This window comes from Nocardia grenadensis NBRC 108939, assembly GCF_001613445.1.
GTDB classification, from domain to species: Bacteria; Actinomycetota; Actinomycetes; order Mycobacteriales; family Mycobacteriaceae; genus Nocardia; species Nocardia grenadensis.
The window spans coordinates 121,472-138,468 of record NZ_BDCJ01000024.1; the positions used below are offsets into that span (position 1 = coordinate 121,472).

Below are 16,997 nucleotides of genomic sequence, written 5' to 3' on the forward strand. Positions count from 1 at the left end.
TGGTCGCGGGCGCCGACCGCCGTACGTTCGGCGCTGCGCTTCGAGCGTAGGCAACAGGTGCGGGCTTGCCCAGGGACCGCGCGATCCGGTGCCCTGGTGTCGGGGGCGGAGCGGCAGCCGGAGCCTGCGGCTCGGATGCGGCGGGGCGGGGACGAATGCTCCGCACGCGGCGGGGCCGAGGCGACCCGCCGCATGCGGACATCCGTTCACATCGTGGCGATCATCAGGATGTTCAGCAGGAAGATCAGGGCGATGAATGCCCAGATCACGTACATGACCGCCACGCCGGGGGTCTTCTGCGGAACCGGCCCGATCGCGCCGTTGAGGAAGATGAGCGCCGGTGTCCGGTAGTAGTACCGGACCGCCTGCCCGGGCTGCACCGGCACCGCCACATCGGCCGGACCCGTATCGAACAGCCAGGGCGTCGTAACCCGCACGTGGTACTGACCCGGGCCGACCGGAATGTGGTTGGCACCCCACCGGGTGTTCGGCACTCGCTGCCCGTTCACCATGATCTTGGGTTTGGTGATCGCGAGCAGGATCGCCATCGGAGTGTAGGAGCAGTCCACCGTGATACCCGGCGGGTCGTTGGGCGCGGCCTGGGGCGGCTGCCCGTAGGGCCCGGGCGGCCCGCCCGGACCGAACTGGGGCGCGGGCTGCCCGGCCGGCTGCGCGTACGGTCCGCCGGCGTACTGCGGCTGGGCGGGCGGCTGCCCGAAACCCTGTGGCGGCTGCCCGAGCGGCGGCGCGCCCCACGGCTGCGGGCCGCCCTGTGGCCCCCCTGGATACTGTGGCTGCCCACCCTGGTTCGGCGCCGGCGCCGCGAACTGCTGCTGCGGCGGCGGGAACTGGCCGGGGGCGGGTTGGCCCTGTGGCGGCTGACCGCCGGGGTAACTCATCGATCTCCTCCCGAATCATGCAGATTGCCAGCCGAACTTACCCGGCGGGGAGGAATCTCTCGCATCGGTCGTCAACCCTGGTTGTCCGGTGGGCGACCGATGCGAGTGCCGGCGTGTGCCGCGGACTAGTCCGGTTTCTGGAACTGCTCGTTGCGGCCGAGGCTGCGCAGATGGAACCACTCGCGCAATCCGGCCGGATCGCGGCGGGTCACCAGGAAGAACCAGGAGAAACGAATCCATTCCTGGGGCAGCAGCTTTCGCATACCCGGCTGGGACATGAGGTAGCCCCGGTTGCGGTAGGTGAAGTACCGCTTCACCGGATCGTCCGGGTACTGGGTGTGCATCCGGCCACCGAGGATCGGCTTGAACTCGGCCGCGCCGTTGGGGTGCAGATACGCGGTTTGCAGGCAGGTTCCGAAGGGTAGCCCCGACCGGACCAGCCGCCGGTGCACCTCGACCTCGTCGCCGCGCACGAACAGCCGCAGATCCGGCACACCGATCACGTCCACCGCCTGCGCGGAGATCAGGGCCCCGTTGAACAGCGAAGCGATGCCGGGCAGGAAGTCCTCGCCGCCGAGTTCCGATCGCAGGCGCCGCCACACCACGCCGCGACGCAGCGGAAACGCCAACCGGTCCGGTTCGTCGATATCGCAGACGACCGGCGAGACCTCCACCAGTTCGTGGCGTCGCGCGCAGTCGAACAGGGTGGCCAGTACCTCGGGGCCCTCCGGCCGGCCGTCGTCGTCGGCCAGCCAGACCCAGTCGGCGCCCAGGCTCAGCGCGTGCAGCATGCCCAGCGCGAAACCGCCCGCCCCGCCCAGATTGTGCGCCGAACCGAGATAGGTGGTCTCGATGGGCTGCTCCGTCACCAGTTCGGCCACTTCGGCCTCGTTGCCGTTATCGATCACGATCAGGTGATCGACGGCGCGCGATTGCGTGGCGACGGCTTTCAGCGATTCGGCGAGCAGCTCGCGACGCTTGTGCGTGACCACTACGGCGACGATCTTGGCGTCCGGTCCGTACTCGACCTCCGGTAGCGCCGCGGCGGCCGCGTCGTGCTCCGGAGCCGGACGTCGGAGGCCGGCGGTGCCGCGTCCACCGGCGACCGGCGAGGCCTCCGTGTCGTCGACCTCCTCCGGGACTTCCGGTGTCGGTTCGCCGGTTTGTTCATCGGTTGTCGGCGTGGACTCCGCCTCGTGGCGACCGTCTTTCGCTTCTGGAGCCGACTCGCTGCCGCTGTGTCCGCCGGGCACGGGGGAGGACGCTGCCGGGTCACGCTCTGCTTCCGCGCCGGAGCCGGACTCACTCGTGTTGTCGTCGGGCACTGTCGAGGGTCCGGCGTGGTCACGCGCCGCTTCCGCCCCGGAGCCGGACCCACTCATGCTGTCGTCGGGCACTGTCGAGGGCCCTACGTGGTCACGCTCCGCTTCCGCCTTCGGGCCTGACTCGCTCATGCTGTTCTGTTCGAGCATGAGCGAGGGCCCTACGTGGTCACGCTCCGCTTCCGCCTTCGGGCCTGACTCGCTCATGCTGTTCTGTTCGAGCATGATCGAGGGCCCTACGTGGTCACGCTCCGCTTCCGCCTTCGGGCCTGACTCGCTCATGCTGTGTTGTTCTCCAGTTCTCGTTCGCCGTCGGCCGACTCCGGTGCGTCGTCGGCACGATCGGACTTCTCGGCCTCGATCTCCCGCAGGACCGTCGCCACATGATTACCCGCGTCCGGACCCTCGTAGGCCCGGACGACCTCTTCGATTCCGCCCTGCAATCGCACCTGCCCGTGATCGATCCACATGGCGGTATCGCAGAGCTGGGCCAGGAACTCGTTGGAATGGCTGGCGAACACCAGGATGCCCGAGCGGGCGACCAACTGCTGCAACCGGATCCGCGCCTTCTTCATGAATTCCGCGTCGACCGCGCCGATCCCCTCGTCGAGCAGCAGGATCTCCGGGTCGATGGAGGTCACCACGCCCATCGCCAAGCGGACCCGCATACCGGTCGAATAGGTGCGCAGCGGCATGGACAGATATTCGCCGAGTTCGGTGAAATCGGCGATCTCGTCGATCTTGGACAGCATCTGCTTGCGAGTCTGTCCCAGGAACAGGCCGCGGATGATGATGTTCTCGTAGCCGGAGATCTCCGGGTCCATTCCGACACCCAGGTCGAACACCGGCGCGACCCGCCCGCGGATCCGCGCGCTACCGCGCGAGGGCTCGTAGATCCCGGACAGCAGCCGCAGCAGCGTGGACTTGCCCGCGCCGTTGTGGCCGACCAGGCCCACCCGATCGCCCTCTTTCAGCGACAGGTTGATATCGCGTAGGGCCTCGACCACCACGACATCGGACTGGTTGCGGCCGATCGAACCGCCCGCCTTACCCAGGAACGCCTTTTTCAGCGACCGGGATTTCGCGTCGAAGATCGGGAACTCCACCCACGCGTTGCGGGTTTCGATACTCACATGATCACTCATGATCGCCTGACTCCTAAACCCAGTAGGGCACGCGCGAACGGTACCGGCGCATTGCCAAAGCAGCCGCGATCCAGCCCACCACGGTGATAGCGCCGACGATCGCCCAGTGGTACAGCTTCTGATCGTCGCCGAGCAGCGGTGCGCGCACGATCTCCAGATAGTGGTAGGTGGGCACCACTTCGGCCAGCCGGGCCCGTTCGGCGACCTGACCGCCCTGCTCCTGCAGGCTCTTGGTGTTCCACATCACCGGGGTGAGTACGAACAGCATCAGCGTCATACTGCCCAGGATCGGCGCGATATCGCGGTAGCGGGTGCTGAAGATGCCGAACAGCACCGAGACCCACATGGCGTTGAGGAACAGCAGCATCAGGGCCGGTATCGCGAAGATCGCGGTCCAGTGCAGTTCACGCCAGACCCCGAACAGCGCCAGTACGACGAAGTAGATCGCCGCGTTGTGCGCGAAGAACAGGATCTGCCGCCAGACCAGCCGGTACACGTGCACACTCAGCGCGGACGGCAGCTGTTTGATCAGTCCCTCGTTGGCGACGAAGACATCCGCGCCCTCCAGGATCGAAGCGTTGATGACGTTCCACACGATCAGGCCGACCGCCACGTACGGCAGATACTCGGTGAGCGGCTGGCCGAGCAGCGCGGCGTACAGGATGCCGATGGCGGTGGCCTGCACACCGGTGGCGATGGTGATCCAGAACGGCCCCAGCACCGACCGCCGGTAGCGCTGTTTGATGTCCTGCCAACCCAGCGAAAGCCACAGTTCGCGCTGCCCGAACCCGTCGCGGATATCGCGCCAGGCCCGGGACCAGGACTGCGAATCGGACTGGATGGGATCCGTGGCGGTCACCTCGGCGGTATCGGCGCCGGCGACCGGGGTCTGCTCGGAACTCACGGGCTTCTCATCTGCGGCGGGGTCGTGGTCGGGGCGCACCGGGCTCTCGTCGGTGCTCTCCGGATCGTCAGGGTTTACCAGGTCGGAGCGAGCGGAAGCTGCAGGCACGGTGCACGACACTACCTCGGTGGACGAGTCGCGGTACCGGCCGCCTATACACCACCGCGTTCAGAGGTATTGTCCGGTGCCTCCGATGGACGGGCCCGGCTGCGCGCCGCGACCCTCGGCGGTATGGATACCCGGAGGCAGGGCGCCCTGGCGCATCTGCTCCAGCTGTGCCCGTGCGGCCATCTGCTGGGCGAACAGCGCCGTCTGGATGCCGTGGAACAGGCCCTCCAGCCAGCCCACCAGCTGCGCCTGCGCGATACGCAGTTCCGCGTCCGAGGGGACGGCGTCCTCGCTGAACGGCAGGGCCAGCCGTTCCAGTTCCGCACGCAGCTCCGGTGCGAGGCCCTGTTCCAGCTCCCGGATGGAGGATTTGTGGATCTCGGCCAGCCGGGTCCGGCTCGCGTCGTCGAGCGGGGCCGCCCGCACCTCCTCGAGCAGCTGTTTGATCATGGTGCCGATCCGCATGACCTTGGCCGGCTGCTCGACCATATCGGCCAGCGATTCGGAGGTGTCGCGCTCGGCGCCCTCCTGCTCGGGCGTCTCCCGCCCGGGGTAGGACGCGCTCGCCGCGGCGCCCGCGGGCAGCACCAGCGGACGGCCCTCGGGGCCGATCACGACAACGGGATCCGATGCGTCATCCGATTGCGTCATGGTCCCCATCATGTCGTGTTCGCGCCGAACGCGCTAAAGCCGGTGGTGGTGACGCGGGTTGCAGACCCCGGACCAGGGTTACCGGAATATGTGCGCTGCCTTAAAGTGACCTGCATGACTTACGACGTCGCGCGGGTCCGGGGCCTTATCCCCTCCCTCGCCGACGGCTGGATCAACCTGGCTCCGCAGGCGGGCATGCTTGTTCCGGATTCTGTCTCGCGCGCGGTGTCCATCGGTTTCCGCTCGTCGTCGTTCTCCCACCTCGGCCGTCACGATGCCGCCAAACGCAGCGCCGATATGCTGCACGACGCCCGGGTGGCCGTCGCGGATCTGGTCGGCGCGGATCCCAGCGGGGTCGTGCTGGGGCCGGACCGCGCCGTCCTACTGGCCTGGCTCGCCGAATCCCTGAGTTCCCGGTTGGGCCTGGGCACCGGGATCGTGCTGTCCCGGCTGGACGACGAGGCGAATGTGGCGCCGTGGCTGCGGATCGCCAACCGCTACGGCGCCCATGTGCGCTGGGCCGAGGTGGAGATCGAGACCTGCGAGATGCCGGCCTGGCAGTTCGAGGAGCTCATCGGGCCCACCGCCCGGCTGGTAGCGCTCACGGCGGCCTCACCGATCGTGGGTTCGGCGCCCTCGGTGCGGGTCGCGGCCGAACGGGTACACGAGGTCGGCGGCCTGCTGGTCGCGGACGCGGTCGGCGCCGCACCGTACGCGCTGATCGGTATCGACGACCTGAACGCCGATGTGGTCGCGTTGAGCGCGCCGAGCTGGGGCGGTCCGCAGGTCGGCGCGCTCGTCTTCCGGGACCCGGCGTTCCTGGACCGGATCCCGTCCATGTCGCTGAACCCCTACGCCAAGGGCCCCGAGCGGCTCGAGGTCGGCGGGCACCAGTACGCGCTGCTGGCCGGTCTCACCACCTCGATCGACTATCTGGCCGGGCTCGACGAACGGGCCCGCGGCACCCGCCGGGAGCGGCTGGAACTGTCGATCACCTCGTTGCAGGACTACCACGACCAGCTGTTCGACCATCTGATGAGCACCTTGGAGAAGATCGGCGGGCTCACCGTGATCGGCCGGGCCTCCACCCGGATCCCGACGGTCAGTTTCACCATCGACGGTATGCAGGCGGAGAAGATCGCCGCCGAGCTGGCGGACAAGCGCATCAATGTGCTGGCGGGCTCGCACGGCGGCAGCCGGTTACTGGACGCATTGGGTGTGAACGACGAGGGCGGCGCGGTGACCATTGGTCTCGCGCCGTACACGACTCGCCGGGAGATCGATCAGTTCGGCCGGGCCCTGGCCGCGCTCGGCTGACCGGCCCGGCCGCTTTCGGGCGCGCGGGCCTCCGTGGTCGGGCTCTTCTCCTACCGGCCCGGTCAGCTCACGCCCTCGTTACCGATCCGCAAGATCACCTTGCCGAACGTGTCGTGTTCGTCGAGCAGTTCGTGTGCCCGGGCCGCCTCGGCCACCGGGACCTCGGCGTGGATCACCGGGACGACCGCGCCCGTCTCCAGCAGCGGCCAGACGTGCGCCTGTACCTCGGCGATGATGTCGGCTTTGCTGCCGCGGCCCGTGGCCGGGCGATCGCGCAGTTTGATCGCACGCACCGTCCCGCGTTTGGCCATGAGCTCGCCCAGGTTCAGTTCGGCGTTCACCCCGCCCTGCATGCCGATCACCAGCACCTGCCCGTCCAGGGCCAGCGCCGCCACATTGCGCCCGAGGTAGGCAGCGCCCATGTTGTCGAGGATTATATCCGCGCCCGGCCCGCCCAGGCCCTGTTCGGCCCGGATCAGATCGACGAAGTCGTGTTCCCGGTAGTTGATGAGCACGCTCGCGCCCAGTTCCGCGCAGCGTGCCAGTTTCGCCGCCGACCCGGCCGTCACCGCGACCCGGGCGCCCAGCTGCGCCGCCACCTGGATGGCGTGGGTGCCGATACCGCTGCCACCGCCGTGGATCAGCAGCAACTGCCCGGAGTGCAGGCCGGCGGTCAGTACCAGATTCGACCAGACCGTCGCCGCGACCTCGGGCAGTCCCGCGGCCGCCGCCAGATCCACGCCATCCGGCACCGGTAGCACCTGACCGGTGGGGACCACCACTTTCTCGGCGTACCCGCCGCCGGACAGCAGCGCACACACCCGGTCGCCGACCGACCATTCCCGGACACCCTCGCCGACGGCCGCGATCACCCCCGAGCATTCCAGCCCGGGCACGGCGGTGATGCCCGGCGGAGGCGCGTACAGGCCGCGCCGCTGTAGCAGATCGGCCCGGTTCACCCCGGCCGCCGCCACGTCGATCAGTACCTCGCCATGCCCGGGTACCGGGTCCGGGGCGTCGGACCACTCCATCACCTCGGGGCCGCCGAATCCGTTCAAGTTGATCGCACGCACGGGACCCATACTGCATGAGAAATTGCCGAGAGGGTGCCCGCGACTGGCCGGACACGGCTAGCGTGAGCGCCGTGAGCAGCTTCATCGACTTCCAGAACGAGATCTATCTCCAGGGAATGGGCGGGACCGTCCCCGAACTGCCGATGAGCGCGGACGGGTTCGCGGACCGGGCCCGGGAGTTGCTCGACGCACGCGCGTACGCCTATGTGGCCGGTAGCGCCTCCACCGGACGCACGGCCGCGGCCAACACCTCCGCGTTCGATCGGTACCGGATCGTGCCGCGCATGCTCTGCGGGACCAGCGGTCCGGGTGCGCGCGACACCGCGGTCGAGGTGCTCGGCACCAAACTGGCCGCCCCGGTGCTGACCTCGCCGGTCGGGGTGCTGGAACTACTGCATGAGAAGGGCGAGGTGGTGGTGGCCCGGGCCGCGAAGGAGCTGGGGGTCGGCACCGTCCTGTCCACCGCGTCCTCCGCGACCATCGAGGAGGTGGGCGAGGTCGCCGGCGACTGGTGGTACCAGCTGTACTGGCCCGCCGACGACGAGCTGGCGCGTTCGTTCGTGGAGCGCGCGCAGCGGGCCGGGGCGAAGGCGATCGTGGTCACCGTGGACACCCCCGCCCTGGGCTGGCGGCCGCGGGATCTCGAACTGGGCCATCTGCCCTTCCTGCTGGGCAAAGGTATCGCCAACTATCTTTCCGACCCGGTCTTCCGGGCGAAGCTGTCCGCACCGCCCGAGGAGAGCGAGGACGCGCTGCGGATGGCGATCCTCACCTGGGTCGGCCTGTTCGGCAACCACACCCTGCGTCCCGCCGACCTGGCCAAGCTCCAGGAGTGGACCGATCTGCCGATCGCGGTCAAGGGTGTGCTCCATCCCGACGACGCCCGGCTGTTGGTCGACGCCGGCGCGGACGCGGTGTGGGTGAGCAACCACGGCGGCCGGCAGATCGACAATTCGATCGCCGCGCTGGACGCGCTCGGCGCGGTGGTCGGCGCGGTCGGCGACCGGGCCGATGTGCTGTTCGACTCCGGTATCCGGTCCGGCTCGGATGTGCTGGTCGCACTGGCTCTCGGTGCCAAAGCGGTGGGTTACGGCCGGCCCTGGGCCTACGCCCTGGGTATCGCCGGCAGCGCGGGGGTACGCCACGCATTGCGCCTGCTGCTCGCCGATTTCGATTCCGCCATGGGACTTTCCGGTTGCGCCGACCTCGCCGGCATCACCCGTGACCTGCTCGCCGTGCCCCGCTGACCGCGCGGACGGCTACCCGGTAACCGATGGTCGGCTTTGGGCCGCTCCCGGCCCTATCGGTTACCATCGAGGCCCTGGAGACGTGGCAGAGCGGCCGAATGCACTCGCCTTGAAAGCGAGAGTCGTGAGAGCGACCGGGGGTTCAAATCCCTCCGTCTCCGCCAGAATCGGCAGTCCGATCGACTGTCGGCCCCGGCTGTGGCCCCGTCGCAAATGGCCTGTTCCGCAAGAAGGCTCGGTAGGTCGCGCGGTGGCCGCGGCCGAGTGGTTGTCCCCGCCCGTCCGGCTGTGCAATGGTTTGCCGATGCAGAACGCGGTGTGGGAGCGCCGCGGGAGGGACGGGACGAATGCCGGAAGAACTCGATGTCGATCCGGAGGAAGTCGACAAACTCTCGGCGAGCTTGCAGAAGCTGGCGGATGAGAATGCGAGCGCCACGGCCTACATCGACAAATGGCTGGTGGTCGACAACACGGTATGGGGCGACGGTGGACTGATCCGGCCCGGACTGAGTGCCGTCAGCGAGGCCCATGCGAAGTTGAAGCCGAACTACGAAACACTGGGCCGGCTGTCCGCAGCCGCCGCGACCGAACTGGCCGCGGTGGCGCAGATGTACCGGACCACGGACCGCGCGAATGCCGCGGCATTGGACCGCACGTACGAGGCCGGTAAGTGATGGCCGGCGCACCTGTCGAGAAATTGGCCGAGCCCGCGCTCGAGGATCCCATGAACGACAAGTTCGAGTTCCTCGTGACCTCCAACGAGATCTCACCGACGTATTGGGCGTGTACCTGGCTCAAGAATGTTGTCGGCGTGGACCCCGTGGAGTGGTTCTCGCAGAAGGTCGCCGGCGATTGGGAGGCGCTGCAGCAAGCGGGTGTGGCTGTCGAGAATCTCGCGGCCTACAACACGAGCTTCGCCACCGAGGTCGAGAACGCGGCCAAGGCGGTCGACCCCACCTGGGATGGCAACGCGGCCACGAACGCGCAAACGTACTTCGCCGAGCTGGCGACCGCGGTCACGGCTCAGGTCGATGCCTTGAACGCTGTCGCCGACGAGATCAAAAACTACGCCAACGCCGCGTACTACGGCGCGAAGACGATCGGCGATTCGGTACAGACGCTGCTGGATATCGGCGCGATCGCGATCATCGAATGGGCTGCGGTCAAGGTTTCCGCGGCCACCGGTGTCGGGGTCGTCGCCACTGCGGCGCTGGTCGCAGCCGCTACCCTGACCACGCTCCGGGCAATCGCGGAATTCAACATGATGGTCTCGAAGCTGTCCGCCCTCTATATCGGTTTGGAAGGGACGGCCGGGCTCATCTACGCGGGCCTCGGTGCGATCCAAACCGGCGACCTACCCACACTGCCGCAGAAGTCCTACGACCATCCAGGGGCGTGAAGTGAGTTCACCGGAGCCGGTACACGACCTCGCGCGCGGCGACCTAGGGGTCTCGCATCAGCTCTCGAAGGCGCTGCAGGTCATCATGGCGGGCACAACCGACCCGCGACTGAAAGATCAGATCCGTGCGATTCTCGACGGCCGGGCCAGCGCTCGGGAATTGATGCGCAGCGACGCTTTCAACGCGGTTCTCGATCAGACCATGCCCGCGGCGATGCAGCAGTTCGCGGAGATGCCCGAGGGGGAACGCCAGCGGCTCGCGGAGCAGGGACAAAGACAGCTCGACCAGCTCCGTGAGCAGCCGCCGACATGGTCGGTCCCGGCGCAGTCGGCCGAGCCGTCGCCTCCGCAACAGTCACAGGTGCCGCCGCAGCCGCCCGTGTCCTCTGCGGCGAGCGGCCGTCGCGGGTCCTATCGCGACCAGGTGGTCACCCCTGACGAACCCGATGAAGACGACCTCTACTTCCGTGATCGCTGGAAGAACGGCTGGCTGCGGTGACCGGGCGGCAGAAGGTGCTGTTCGAGACCGAGATGGATCCGGACCGTGTCCCGCTTCTCACGACAGCACCGCTGAACCTGAAACTTGCCGAGTCATTGCCCGCTGTGTGCAGCGAACACGGCCGGCCTGCTGTGGAGAGTCGTTCTTTCACAGTGAATTCCATGGGGCAGCCGGGGTCGGAGATTCCGACGATGCGGGCTTTCCTCGGATCGATCAGGCCGCCCTGGAAGCCGCGGGAGAACTACGGGGTGCAGGCCTGCCTCCGGTTCGAGTATCCGGCCTGCGAATACTGCATGCACGAGGTCCGTCGGTTCCGGCGGGTTGCGCTGCTGATGCTGCTGATCGTCGTGGCGACGAGCGGGGCGCTGGTTGCGGCGGTTGTTTTCCGGGTCGAGCAGCTCTATGTGCCGCTGGGCTTCGCCGCCGTGCCCGGATGCTTCCCCATCGCCATGGCTGTCGGCCTGGTCTCCTGGATGCGGTCCGACTACTTCGCGGATGTCTGGTTGACCGATTCGGCCGAGCAGTTGATCGTGTCGTCGCACCCGGACTTCGTTACGGCCGTGGATCGGCTTCGAGCGGAGGCAGGTGACTGAGGACCGGTAGGGGCGGTGTTCATGCGGGAACAGCCCGTCGGACGACGGACGAGCGCTGGATGCGGGCACCGATCGAGGCTTTCGGAGAGGTGGCAGAGCGGCCGGAGCAGGCGCCTCGAAACCGACAGTGGTGAGAGACCGGGATTCGAATCTCTCGGTCTCCGCTGGATGTTGCCCGTACTGCATGCGTCCGGGTTCAGGTTCGGACCGTCTCCTCCACCAGGTTCATCTCGTTCCACAGCCGGTGCCAGTCCGCGGCCTGCCCGGGGCGGCCGGCGTATGCCTGTGTGAGCTCTTCCCGGAAATCCCGGTTTCGCGCGGAGTAGGTGTATTCCTCGGCCGGCGTGCGTGGGCGGCCCCGCTCCTCCGCCAGGACCAGTCCGCCCTCCGGCGGTGCGGACCATTCGCCCGTCGCCGTCCGGTGGTTCTCGTACAACAGGTCGGAGCGGGAGCGCACCTTGATCTCGTCGACATCCACCGGTGGATGCGGCGATTCGAGCAGGCGCAGCAGCTCGGCCGAACCGTCGAAACAGATGTCCTGCGCGCGGGTGGGCACATATCGGCCGGTACCGTCGCGTAGGCGCTCACCGAGGAAGCGGGTGAGCACCGATGCCCCGCTCTCCCGACGTGATACCGCTACGGCTTCGACGGTCGAGTGATAGGTGTGCATCCGGAAGCGCTCGATGACGCGTGCCGCACGCGCCGGGTTGCCCGCGCCCTCCTCGAGGACGGCGTTCCGGCGGCCCGCGATCACATGGTCGATGGCCATATCGAGCCATCGTTCCGCGGTCGGATAGAGGTGGTCACCGGCCGTGAAGTCGTCGTGCGCACGGAGTTCGGCGAACATCGGGTGGTACCGCATGTAGTCGTCGGCGATCAGCGGGACCGCGCCGCCGCGGTCGCCGAAGGACGCCACGATGGCCCGTATGGCCGTGGACTTTCCCGCACCCGGCTGGGCCAGCGCGACGACCAGCCGGGGCCGCTCCGTCGCCGCCTTGGTCCGACCCGGGATATCCAGTTGTTCGGGAACGATTCTCGTCTCGAATATCCGGCGCATATCGTGATCGGACAACGCGAAGCGAAGGGCGCTCTTGCGCAGCTCGCTCGCGAGCCCGTGCACCGTTCCCCGCAGTTCGCCGCTCGCGGAGTAGATCGCGTTGCCGATTCGGCAGGCTCCCCGCGCCGCGACCGCTGAAACCGGTGACCGCAGGTACTTCACATCAGTCCACAGGATGTGATTGTGTCGGATTCTCGCCGGTGGGTAGCCCACGGTGCTACTCGGCCGCGGCCCCGGGGACCTGCCGGAGCGGCCACGCACCTCGGCGAGGGAGCGTAACCGGGTTCGCGTCGCGGATCCCCGCTCACTCCGTGTCGGCATAGGAGGCGGGTCGGAGCCGCCGTCACCGCGACGCGGAACACGGCCCGTATAAGCGCCGCGGGCGCGGGTGTTGCGTACGGTGGACACGTGACGCAATCGAGCGACGTAACCCCCGGTCCGGCGGCGACGCCGGCCGCCGGACGGTGGCCCGCGGTTCTCACCTGGCGCGCGCACGACGGCTCGCGGATGGAATCGGTTCGCGTAACGCTCAACGGCAACCGGATCCGCGCCAGCGGCCGCATCGTCGGCAGCGGGTGCGGCGAGCACACCGCGTTCAGTGCCTCCTACGACCTGGTCACCGACGAGAACGGCGCGACCAGGCGCCTGTCGATGAGCAGCACCACCGCGGCCGGGGAGCGGCACGCGTCCCTGGCCCGCGACGAGGAGAACTACTGGCTCGTCGATGCCACCGGCACCCATATCCGGTCCATGTTCGGCGGCGCCCTCGACGCGGACGTGGTGCTCAGCCCGTTCTTCAACACCCTGCCCATCCGCCGGTTCGATCTGCAACACGCCATGGAGGATGTGCAGGTCCCGGTGGTCTATGTCCGGTTGCCGGAGCTGACGGTGCAGGAGGCCGATCTCACCTACAGCAGCGCCAAAGACGGGATCAGCGTCCTTTCGCCGGTGTCGAGCGCGACCCTCACCGTCGATCCCGACGGTTTCGTGCTGGACTACCCGGGTCTGGCCGAGCGGGTCTGAGTACGGTCAGTCGCCGGCCGACGCCGCGAGGTGGGTGACGACCCCGCCCGCCCGGCCCGCTTCCTGTAGTTTCTCCAGCCAACCCGGCGCGCCCGGGGAGACGTCGGTGATCTCCCAGCGCTCGGCCGCTTCGTAGCGCTGCCGGGCGGCGTGACCGGCCGCGGTCAGTTCGGCGAGGGAGGTCTGCGCGCCGAGGGACTCCCGGGCCTCACCCAGCGCGGTCAGCGTCTCGTCCAGTACCGCCAGCAGCGCCTCGGAGTTGGGTTCACAGATCGCCCGCACCAGATCGGGCGCGGTGCCCGCGACCCGGGTGCCATCCCGGAACGACCCGGCCGCCAATCCGAGCGCGAGGTCACCGCCGCGGGCCCCGGCCACCGCCAGCGCTTCGGCGAGAACATGCGGTAGGTGGGAGATCCGGGCCACGGCACGGTCGTGTTCGGAGGCGGTCACCGGGACGGCTACCGCACCGCAGTCCAGGGCCAGCCGGGTGACGCGTGTCCAGACGCCCGCGTCGGTGCCCGGGTCCACCCCGACCGCCCATGCCGCGCCGCGGAACAATTCCGTATCGGTTGCCTGCCAGCCCGATTCGGCGGTGCCCGCCATCGGGTGCCCGCCGACGTAGCGGGCTTCGAGTCCGTACCGCCGCACCGCCGCCGCGACAGGGGCCTTCACACTCACCACATCGGTCAGCGCGCATCCCGGCGCGTATTCGGCGATCGCGTCGAGCATCGCGTGCACCGCCGGCATCGGCACCGCCACTACGATGAGAGCATCGGCTTCGGCGGCCCGGCGCAGTACCGCCGCGAGATCGTCGCTGACATCGAAACCCGAGGTCCGGGCCGCCGCCACGCCCGGCGCCGAGCGGTTGTATCCCCAGCAGGTCCGACCGGCCGCGGTCGCCGCACGCAGCAGCGAGCCCCCGATCAAACCCGTCCCGAGAACACAGAGCGCCGTATGGTCGTCAGCAGTCACCGGAACAGATTCGCATACGACTTCATCTAACGGCCCCGGGCCGACTACCGTTGCGCCCATGGCAGCACAGCGCTCGGGGACGAACAGGGCGACGTCGGATGATTACGACGACGTGGAAGGGTTCGCGGTGGCCGTTGTCCGGGAAGACGGTACCTGGCGGTGCGCTCCGTTGACCTCGGCCGCGCTCACCACCCTGTCGGCCGCGGAGAACGAGCTGAAAGCTCTGCGTTCCTCCGGCGCGGTCTTCGGACTCCTGGACATCGACGACGAGTTCTTCATCGTGGTCCGGCCCGCTCCCAGCGGTACCCGGCTGCTGGTGTCGGACGCGACCGCGGCGATCGACTACGACATCGCCGCCGATGTCCTCGAGGAACTCCATGTCGAGATCCCCGATATCGATCCCGACGAACTCGACGATGTCGAGCCGTGGGAGGAGGGCGACCTCGGCATCCTGGCCGATCTGGGCCTGCCCGAACCGGTGCTCAGTGTGATCCTCGCCGAGACCGATCTCTATCCCGATGAACAGCTCGCGATGATCGCCCAGCGGCTGGGTTTCGCGTCGGAGTTCTCCGCGGTGCTCGACAAACTGCCCCGCTGAGGTGAGCGTCCCGCTCGCCGATATCGAGATGGTGCGTACGGCTCTCGCCGTCGCCGCCACCGCCGACCCGCGGGATGTACCCGTGGGCGCGGTGGTGTTCGACGACCAGGGCCGCGAGCTGGCCCGCGCCACCAATGCGCGCGAGGCATCCGGCGATCCCACCGCCCATGCCGAGGTGCTGGCCCTGCGCCGCGCGGCCGCGGTGCACGGCGACGGCTGGCGGCTCACCGGCACAACTCTCGCGGTGACCTTGGAGCCGTGCACCATGTGCGCCGGCGCGCTGGTGGCGGCCCGGGTGGACCGGCTGCTGTTCGGGGCATGGGAGCCCAAGACGGGGGCGGTCGGTTCGTTGTGGGATGTGGTCCGCGACCGGCGTCTCAACCACCGGCCCCAGGTACGTGGCGGGATCCTGGAGGCCGAATGCGCGTCGATCCTCGACAATTTCTTCCGGAACCAGCGCTGAGTTCCTGTTCATCGAAGTTCCGGCATCGGTGCCGGAGTGGGTTGCCGGTACGGCCCCGAGCGGATTCGCGACGGTGAGGGCTCATCGCACGGGCGCCTCCGGAGATTCACAGGTCGGGCCCTCGATTTAGGGATACGGGGCTGTTCCGGTATTGTTGCGGGCGGTGGCGTGTCCGAGCGGCCTAAGGAGCACGCCTCGAAAGCGTGTGAGGGGTAACCCCCCTCCGAGGGTTCAAATCCCTCCGCCACCGCTCCAGCCCCTTACCTGAATTGTCAGGTGAGGGGCTTTTTTCATCTCCGCAGAACGCCCGTCCGGGCCCAATGCCCACATTTGGCCCACATTCCGGCGGGCGTGCGCGTCGTGTATCGCCTGCGCGACCTCGTCCAAGTCGTCGTCGAATAGGTCCGCGTAGGTGTGCAGCGTCTCCTTGGCGTCCTTGTGTCCGAGTGGGCGCGCCAGGGCGAGAACGTTCGCGCCGGCACTTACCGCCGGCGACGCACACGTATGCCGCAGATCGTGAGGTGCGATCGGCTGCACCATGGTCCGGTTCACTGCCCCGGTAAACCACCCGCGCGACCAACTCGCCCTCCGTGGGGCGCAGTAGCCGAGCATCAGCTACTTTCGCGGCCAGAGACAGCCGGTCGCGCTCAATCCTGCTGGGTGAGCTCGGCGTTTGGTTCCTGGGCCTCGGCGAGTTGGTCTTCGAGGATGATGATCCGACACGTCGCTTCCAAGGGCGTGCCGCGGTCGATGAGTTCGCGGGCAGCGATACGCAGCTGGTATCGGGAGTAGCGGCGGTGCCCGCCGGGCGAGCGTTGCGGGGTGATCAGGTGCGCGTCGTCCAGGGTGCGCAGGAACGCTTGGGTGGTGCCGAGCAGGTCGGCGGCGCCGCCCATGGTGTAGGCGGGGTAGTCGTCATCGTCGAACTTCTCGTTCGCGGTCGTGGGTTCGGGAATCGTGTGGTCTCCATACGCCGAAGTGCCCCGGCGCCTGCGGCGCCAGGGCACTGAAGGGGAGAATTACTTCGTCTTCCGACATGTAACCGAAACGTCGGCGATCACCCCGACTACATAACTTCGCGGGTGACCGACGGGCAACGCCTCCCTTCTCTTCACGGTGTTACTTCATCTTCTTTCCGTGCAACTTCACTTGCTTCCCAGCGGGCGGCGGAACCGTCATTCGTGCTGGCCCCTTGGCCGCGCCCGCGGTCTTACCTGTCACGGGTAGTTTCGTCATCTCCCGTGCCGCCTGGATACTTCTTTCTCTTCCAACGCCACAGAAGCTACCACGCGCTCTCGTGAATGTCTATCGTTGTCGCTACAGATTTTTTCATGTGCCTGAGGCAGGGCGTAGCGCGAGGCCTTGATCAGCGACGGAGCCGTTGCGCAGCGCGGCCGCTGCGTCTTCGGGATGTGTGGCATGCTGGGTGTCGAGCACGGGTTGTTGCAGCGATCGCCCGGCTCGCAACAGGAAGTAAATAAAAGTATGTCGCAAGGCAGTGTGAAGTGGTTCAACGGCGAAAAGGGCTTCGGTTTCATCGCGCAGGACGCGGGCGGCCCTGACGTGTTCGTCCACTACTCCCAGATTTCCGGCTCCGGCTTCAAGTCCCTCGACGAGGGCCAGCGTGTCGAGTTCGAGATCGGCCAGGGCCAGAAGGGCCCGCAGGCCCAGGACGTCCGCGCCATCTAGGAGCCGACCGTCACAGAAGCCCGCGCGATACGCGCGGG

The 16,997-nt window shown here is 68.0% G+C and carries 20 protein-coding genes and 2 tRNA genes; 12 read left to right on the top strand and 10 right to left on the bottom strand.

Features of this window, described 5'->3' with window-relative positions; all coding sequences use genetic code 11:
• Positions 1–206: 206 nt before the first annotated feature.
• The 5 genes from NGR01S_RS32690 to NGR01S_RS24270 all read right to left on the bottom strand — a co-directional run bounded on the left by NGR01S_RS32690 (position 207) and on the right by NGR01S_RS24270 (position 5,029).
• A complete protein-coding gene (locus NGR01S_RS32690; protein WP_245664745.1) occupies positions 207–899 on the bottom strand; it encodes a hypothetical protein in 693 nt (230 codons plus the stop codon).
• A 125-nt stretch (positions 900–1,024) separates the two neighbouring features.
• Positions 1,025–1,903, bottom strand: a complete 879-nt coding sequence (gene glfT1 / locus NGR01S_RS24255) for a galactofuranosyltransferase GlfT1 (RefSeq protein WP_063040721.1) — start codon at positions 1,901–1,903, stop codon at positions 1,025–1,027.
• Positions 1,904–2,499: 596 nt separating this feature from the next.
• Positions 2,500–3,366: a galactan export ABC transporter ATP-binding subunit Wzt/RfbE gene (gene wzt / locus NGR01S_RS24260; protein ID WP_063040636.1), complete on the bottom strand. Its 867-nt coding sequence runs from the start codon at positions 3,364–3,366 to the stop codon at positions 2,500–2,502.
• Positions 3,367–3,379: 13 nt separating this feature from the next.
• Positions 3,380–4,225 carry a galactan export ABC transporter permease subunit Wzm/RfbD gene (gene wzm / locus NGR01S_RS24265; protein ID WP_431939601.1) on the bottom strand — a complete coding sequence of 282 codons (846 nt, stop codon included), beginning with the start codon at positions 4,223–4,225 and terminating at the stop codon, positions 3,380–3,382.
• Between the two features lie 213 nt (positions 4,226–4,438).
• Positions 4,439–5,029, bottom strand: coding sequence for a bacterial proteasome activator family protein (locus NGR01S_RS24270; RefSeq protein WP_084481660.1), 591 nt, complete (start codon positions 5,027–5,029; stop codon positions 4,439–4,441).
• Positions 5,030–5,143: 114 nt separating this feature from the next.
• Here NGR01S_RS24270 and NGR01S_RS24275 point away from each other — a divergent pair, with 114 nt between their 5' ends.
• The gene (locus NGR01S_RS24275) at positions 5,144–6,346 is read left to right on the top strand and encodes a cysteine desulfurase-like protein (protein ID WP_063040640.1); all 1,203 of its coding nucleotides are present in this window, start codon (positions 5,144–5,146) and stop codon (positions 6,344–6,346) included.
• Positions 6,347–6,408: 62 nt separating this feature from the next.
• Here the strand turns inward: NGR01S_RS24275 and NGR01S_RS24280 are convergent, their stop codons facing one another.
• Positions 6,409–7,419, bottom strand: a complete 1,011-nt coding sequence (locus NGR01S_RS24280) for an NAD(P)H-quinone oxidoreductase (protein ID WP_063040725.1) — start codon at positions 7,417–7,419, stop codon at positions 6,409–6,411.
• Between the two features lie 71 nt (positions 7,420–7,490).
• Between NGR01S_RS24280 and NGR01S_RS24285 the strand changes: the two genes are divergently transcribed.
• The 6 genes from NGR01S_RS24285 to NGR01S_RS24310 all read left to right on the top strand — a co-directional run bounded on the left by NGR01S_RS24285 (position 7,491) and on the right by NGR01S_RS24310 (position 11,157).
• Positions 7,491–8,666: an alpha-hydroxy-acid oxidizing protein gene (locus NGR01S_RS24285; protein WP_063040642.1), complete on the top strand. Its 1,176-nt coding sequence runs from the start codon at positions 7,491–7,493 to the stop codon at positions 8,664–8,666.
• A gap of 76 nt (positions 8,667–8,742) precedes the next feature.
• A tRNA-Ser gene (locus tag NGR01S_RS24290) sits at positions 8,743–8,830 on the top strand.
• Between the two features lie 183 nt (positions 8,831–9,013).
• Positions 9,014–9,340 carry a type VII secretion target gene (locus NGR01S_RS30490; protein WP_084481662.1) on the top strand — a complete coding sequence of 109 codons (327 nt, stop codon included), beginning with the start codon at positions 9,014–9,016 and terminating at the stop codon, positions 9,338–9,340.
• Positions 9,341–9,390: 50 nt separating this feature from the next.
• On the top strand, positions 9,391–10,065 hold the full coding sequence (locus NGR01S_RS24300; RefSeq protein WP_157107414.1) for a WXG100 family type VII secretion target: 675 nt from the start codon (positions 9,391–9,393) through the stop codon (positions 10,063–10,065).
• Position 10,066: 1 nt separating this feature from the next.
• Entirely contained in the window at positions 10,067–10,564 is a 498-nt protein-coding gene (locus NGR01S_RS24305) for a hypothetical protein (RefSeq protein ID WP_063040646.1), read from the top strand.
• A 191-nt stretch (positions 10,565–10,755) separates the two neighbouring features.
• Positions 10,756–11,157, top strand: coding sequence for a hypothetical protein (locus NGR01S_RS24310; RefSeq protein WP_157107415.1), 402 nt, complete (start codon positions 10,756–10,758; stop codon positions 11,155–11,157).
• Positions 11,158–11,353: 196 nt separating this feature from the next.
• Here NGR01S_RS24310 and NGR01S_RS24315 read toward each other — a convergent pair whose 3' ends face one another.
• On the bottom strand, positions 11,354–12,376 hold the full coding sequence (locus NGR01S_RS24315) for a zeta toxin family protein (RefSeq protein ID WP_063040649.1): 1,023 nt from the start codon (positions 12,374–12,376) through the stop codon (positions 11,354–11,356).
• A 246-nt stretch (positions 12,377–12,622) separates the two neighbouring features.
• On the opposite strand from NGR01S_RS24315, the gene NGR01S_RS24320 reads away from it, so the two are divergent.
• Positions 12,623–13,237 carry a putative glycolipid-binding domain-containing protein gene (locus tag NGR01S_RS24320; protein WP_084481664.1) on the top strand — a complete coding sequence of 205 codons (615 nt, stop codon included), beginning with the start codon at positions 12,623–12,625 and terminating at the stop codon, positions 13,235–13,237.
• 6 nt (positions 13,238–13,243) lie between these two features.
• On the opposite strand, the gene NGR01S_RS24325 is transcribed toward NGR01S_RS24320, so the two are convergent.
• Positions 13,244–14,209 carry a prephenate dehydrogenase gene (locus NGR01S_RS24325; RefSeq protein WP_245664746.1) on the bottom strand — a complete coding sequence of 322 codons (966 nt, stop codon included), beginning with the start codon at positions 14,207–14,209 and terminating at the stop codon, positions 13,244–13,246.
• 58 nt (positions 14,210–14,267) lie between these two features.
• On the opposite strand from NGR01S_RS24325, the gene NGR01S_RS24330 reads away from it, so the two are divergent.
• The 3 genes from NGR01S_RS24330 to NGR01S_RS24340 all read left to right on the top strand — a co-directional run bounded on the left by NGR01S_RS24330 (position 14,268) and on the right by NGR01S_RS24340 (position 15,520).
• Positions 14,268–14,807 (top strand): tRNA adenosine deaminase-associated protein, encoded by a 540-nt coding sequence (locus NGR01S_RS24330; RefSeq protein ID WP_063040654.1) that lies wholly within the window; start codon positions 14,268–14,270, stop codon positions 14,805–14,807.
• 28 nt (positions 14,808–14,835) lie between these two features.
• A complete protein-coding gene (locus NGR01S_RS24335; RefSeq protein WP_063040731.1) occupies positions 14,836–15,270 on the top strand; it encodes a nucleoside deaminase in 435 nt (144 codons plus the stop codon).
• A gap of 162 nt (positions 15,271–15,432) precedes the next feature.
• Positions 15,433–15,520 (top strand) — tRNA-Ser (locus NGR01S_RS24340).
• Here the strand turns inward: NGR01S_RS24340 and NGR01S_RS30495 are convergent.
• Both NGR01S_RS30495 and NGR01S_RS24345 read right to left on the bottom strand, forming a co-directional pair.
• Positions 15,502–15,882, bottom strand: coding sequence for a tyrosine-type recombinase/integrase (locus NGR01S_RS30495; RefSeq protein WP_084481665.1), 381 nt, complete (start codon positions 15,880–15,882; stop codon positions 15,502–15,504). The genes NGR01S_RS24340 and NGR01S_RS30495 overlap by 19 nt on opposite strands.
• A 35-nt stretch (positions 15,883–15,917) precedes the next feature.
• Entirely contained in the window at positions 15,918–16,226 is a 309-nt protein-coding gene (locus NGR01S_RS24345; protein ID WP_063040733.1) for a MerR family transcriptional regulator, read from the bottom strand.
• A gap of 529 nt (positions 16,227–16,755) precedes the next feature.
• On the opposite strand from NGR01S_RS24345, the gene NGR01S_RS24350 reads away from it, so the two are divergent.
• Positions 16,756–16,959: a cold-shock protein gene (locus NGR01S_RS24350; RefSeq protein ID WP_039828343.1), complete on the top strand. Its 204-nt coding sequence runs from the start codon at positions 16,756–16,758 to the stop codon at positions 16,957–16,959.
• Positions 16,960–16,997: the final 38 nt, after the last annotated feature.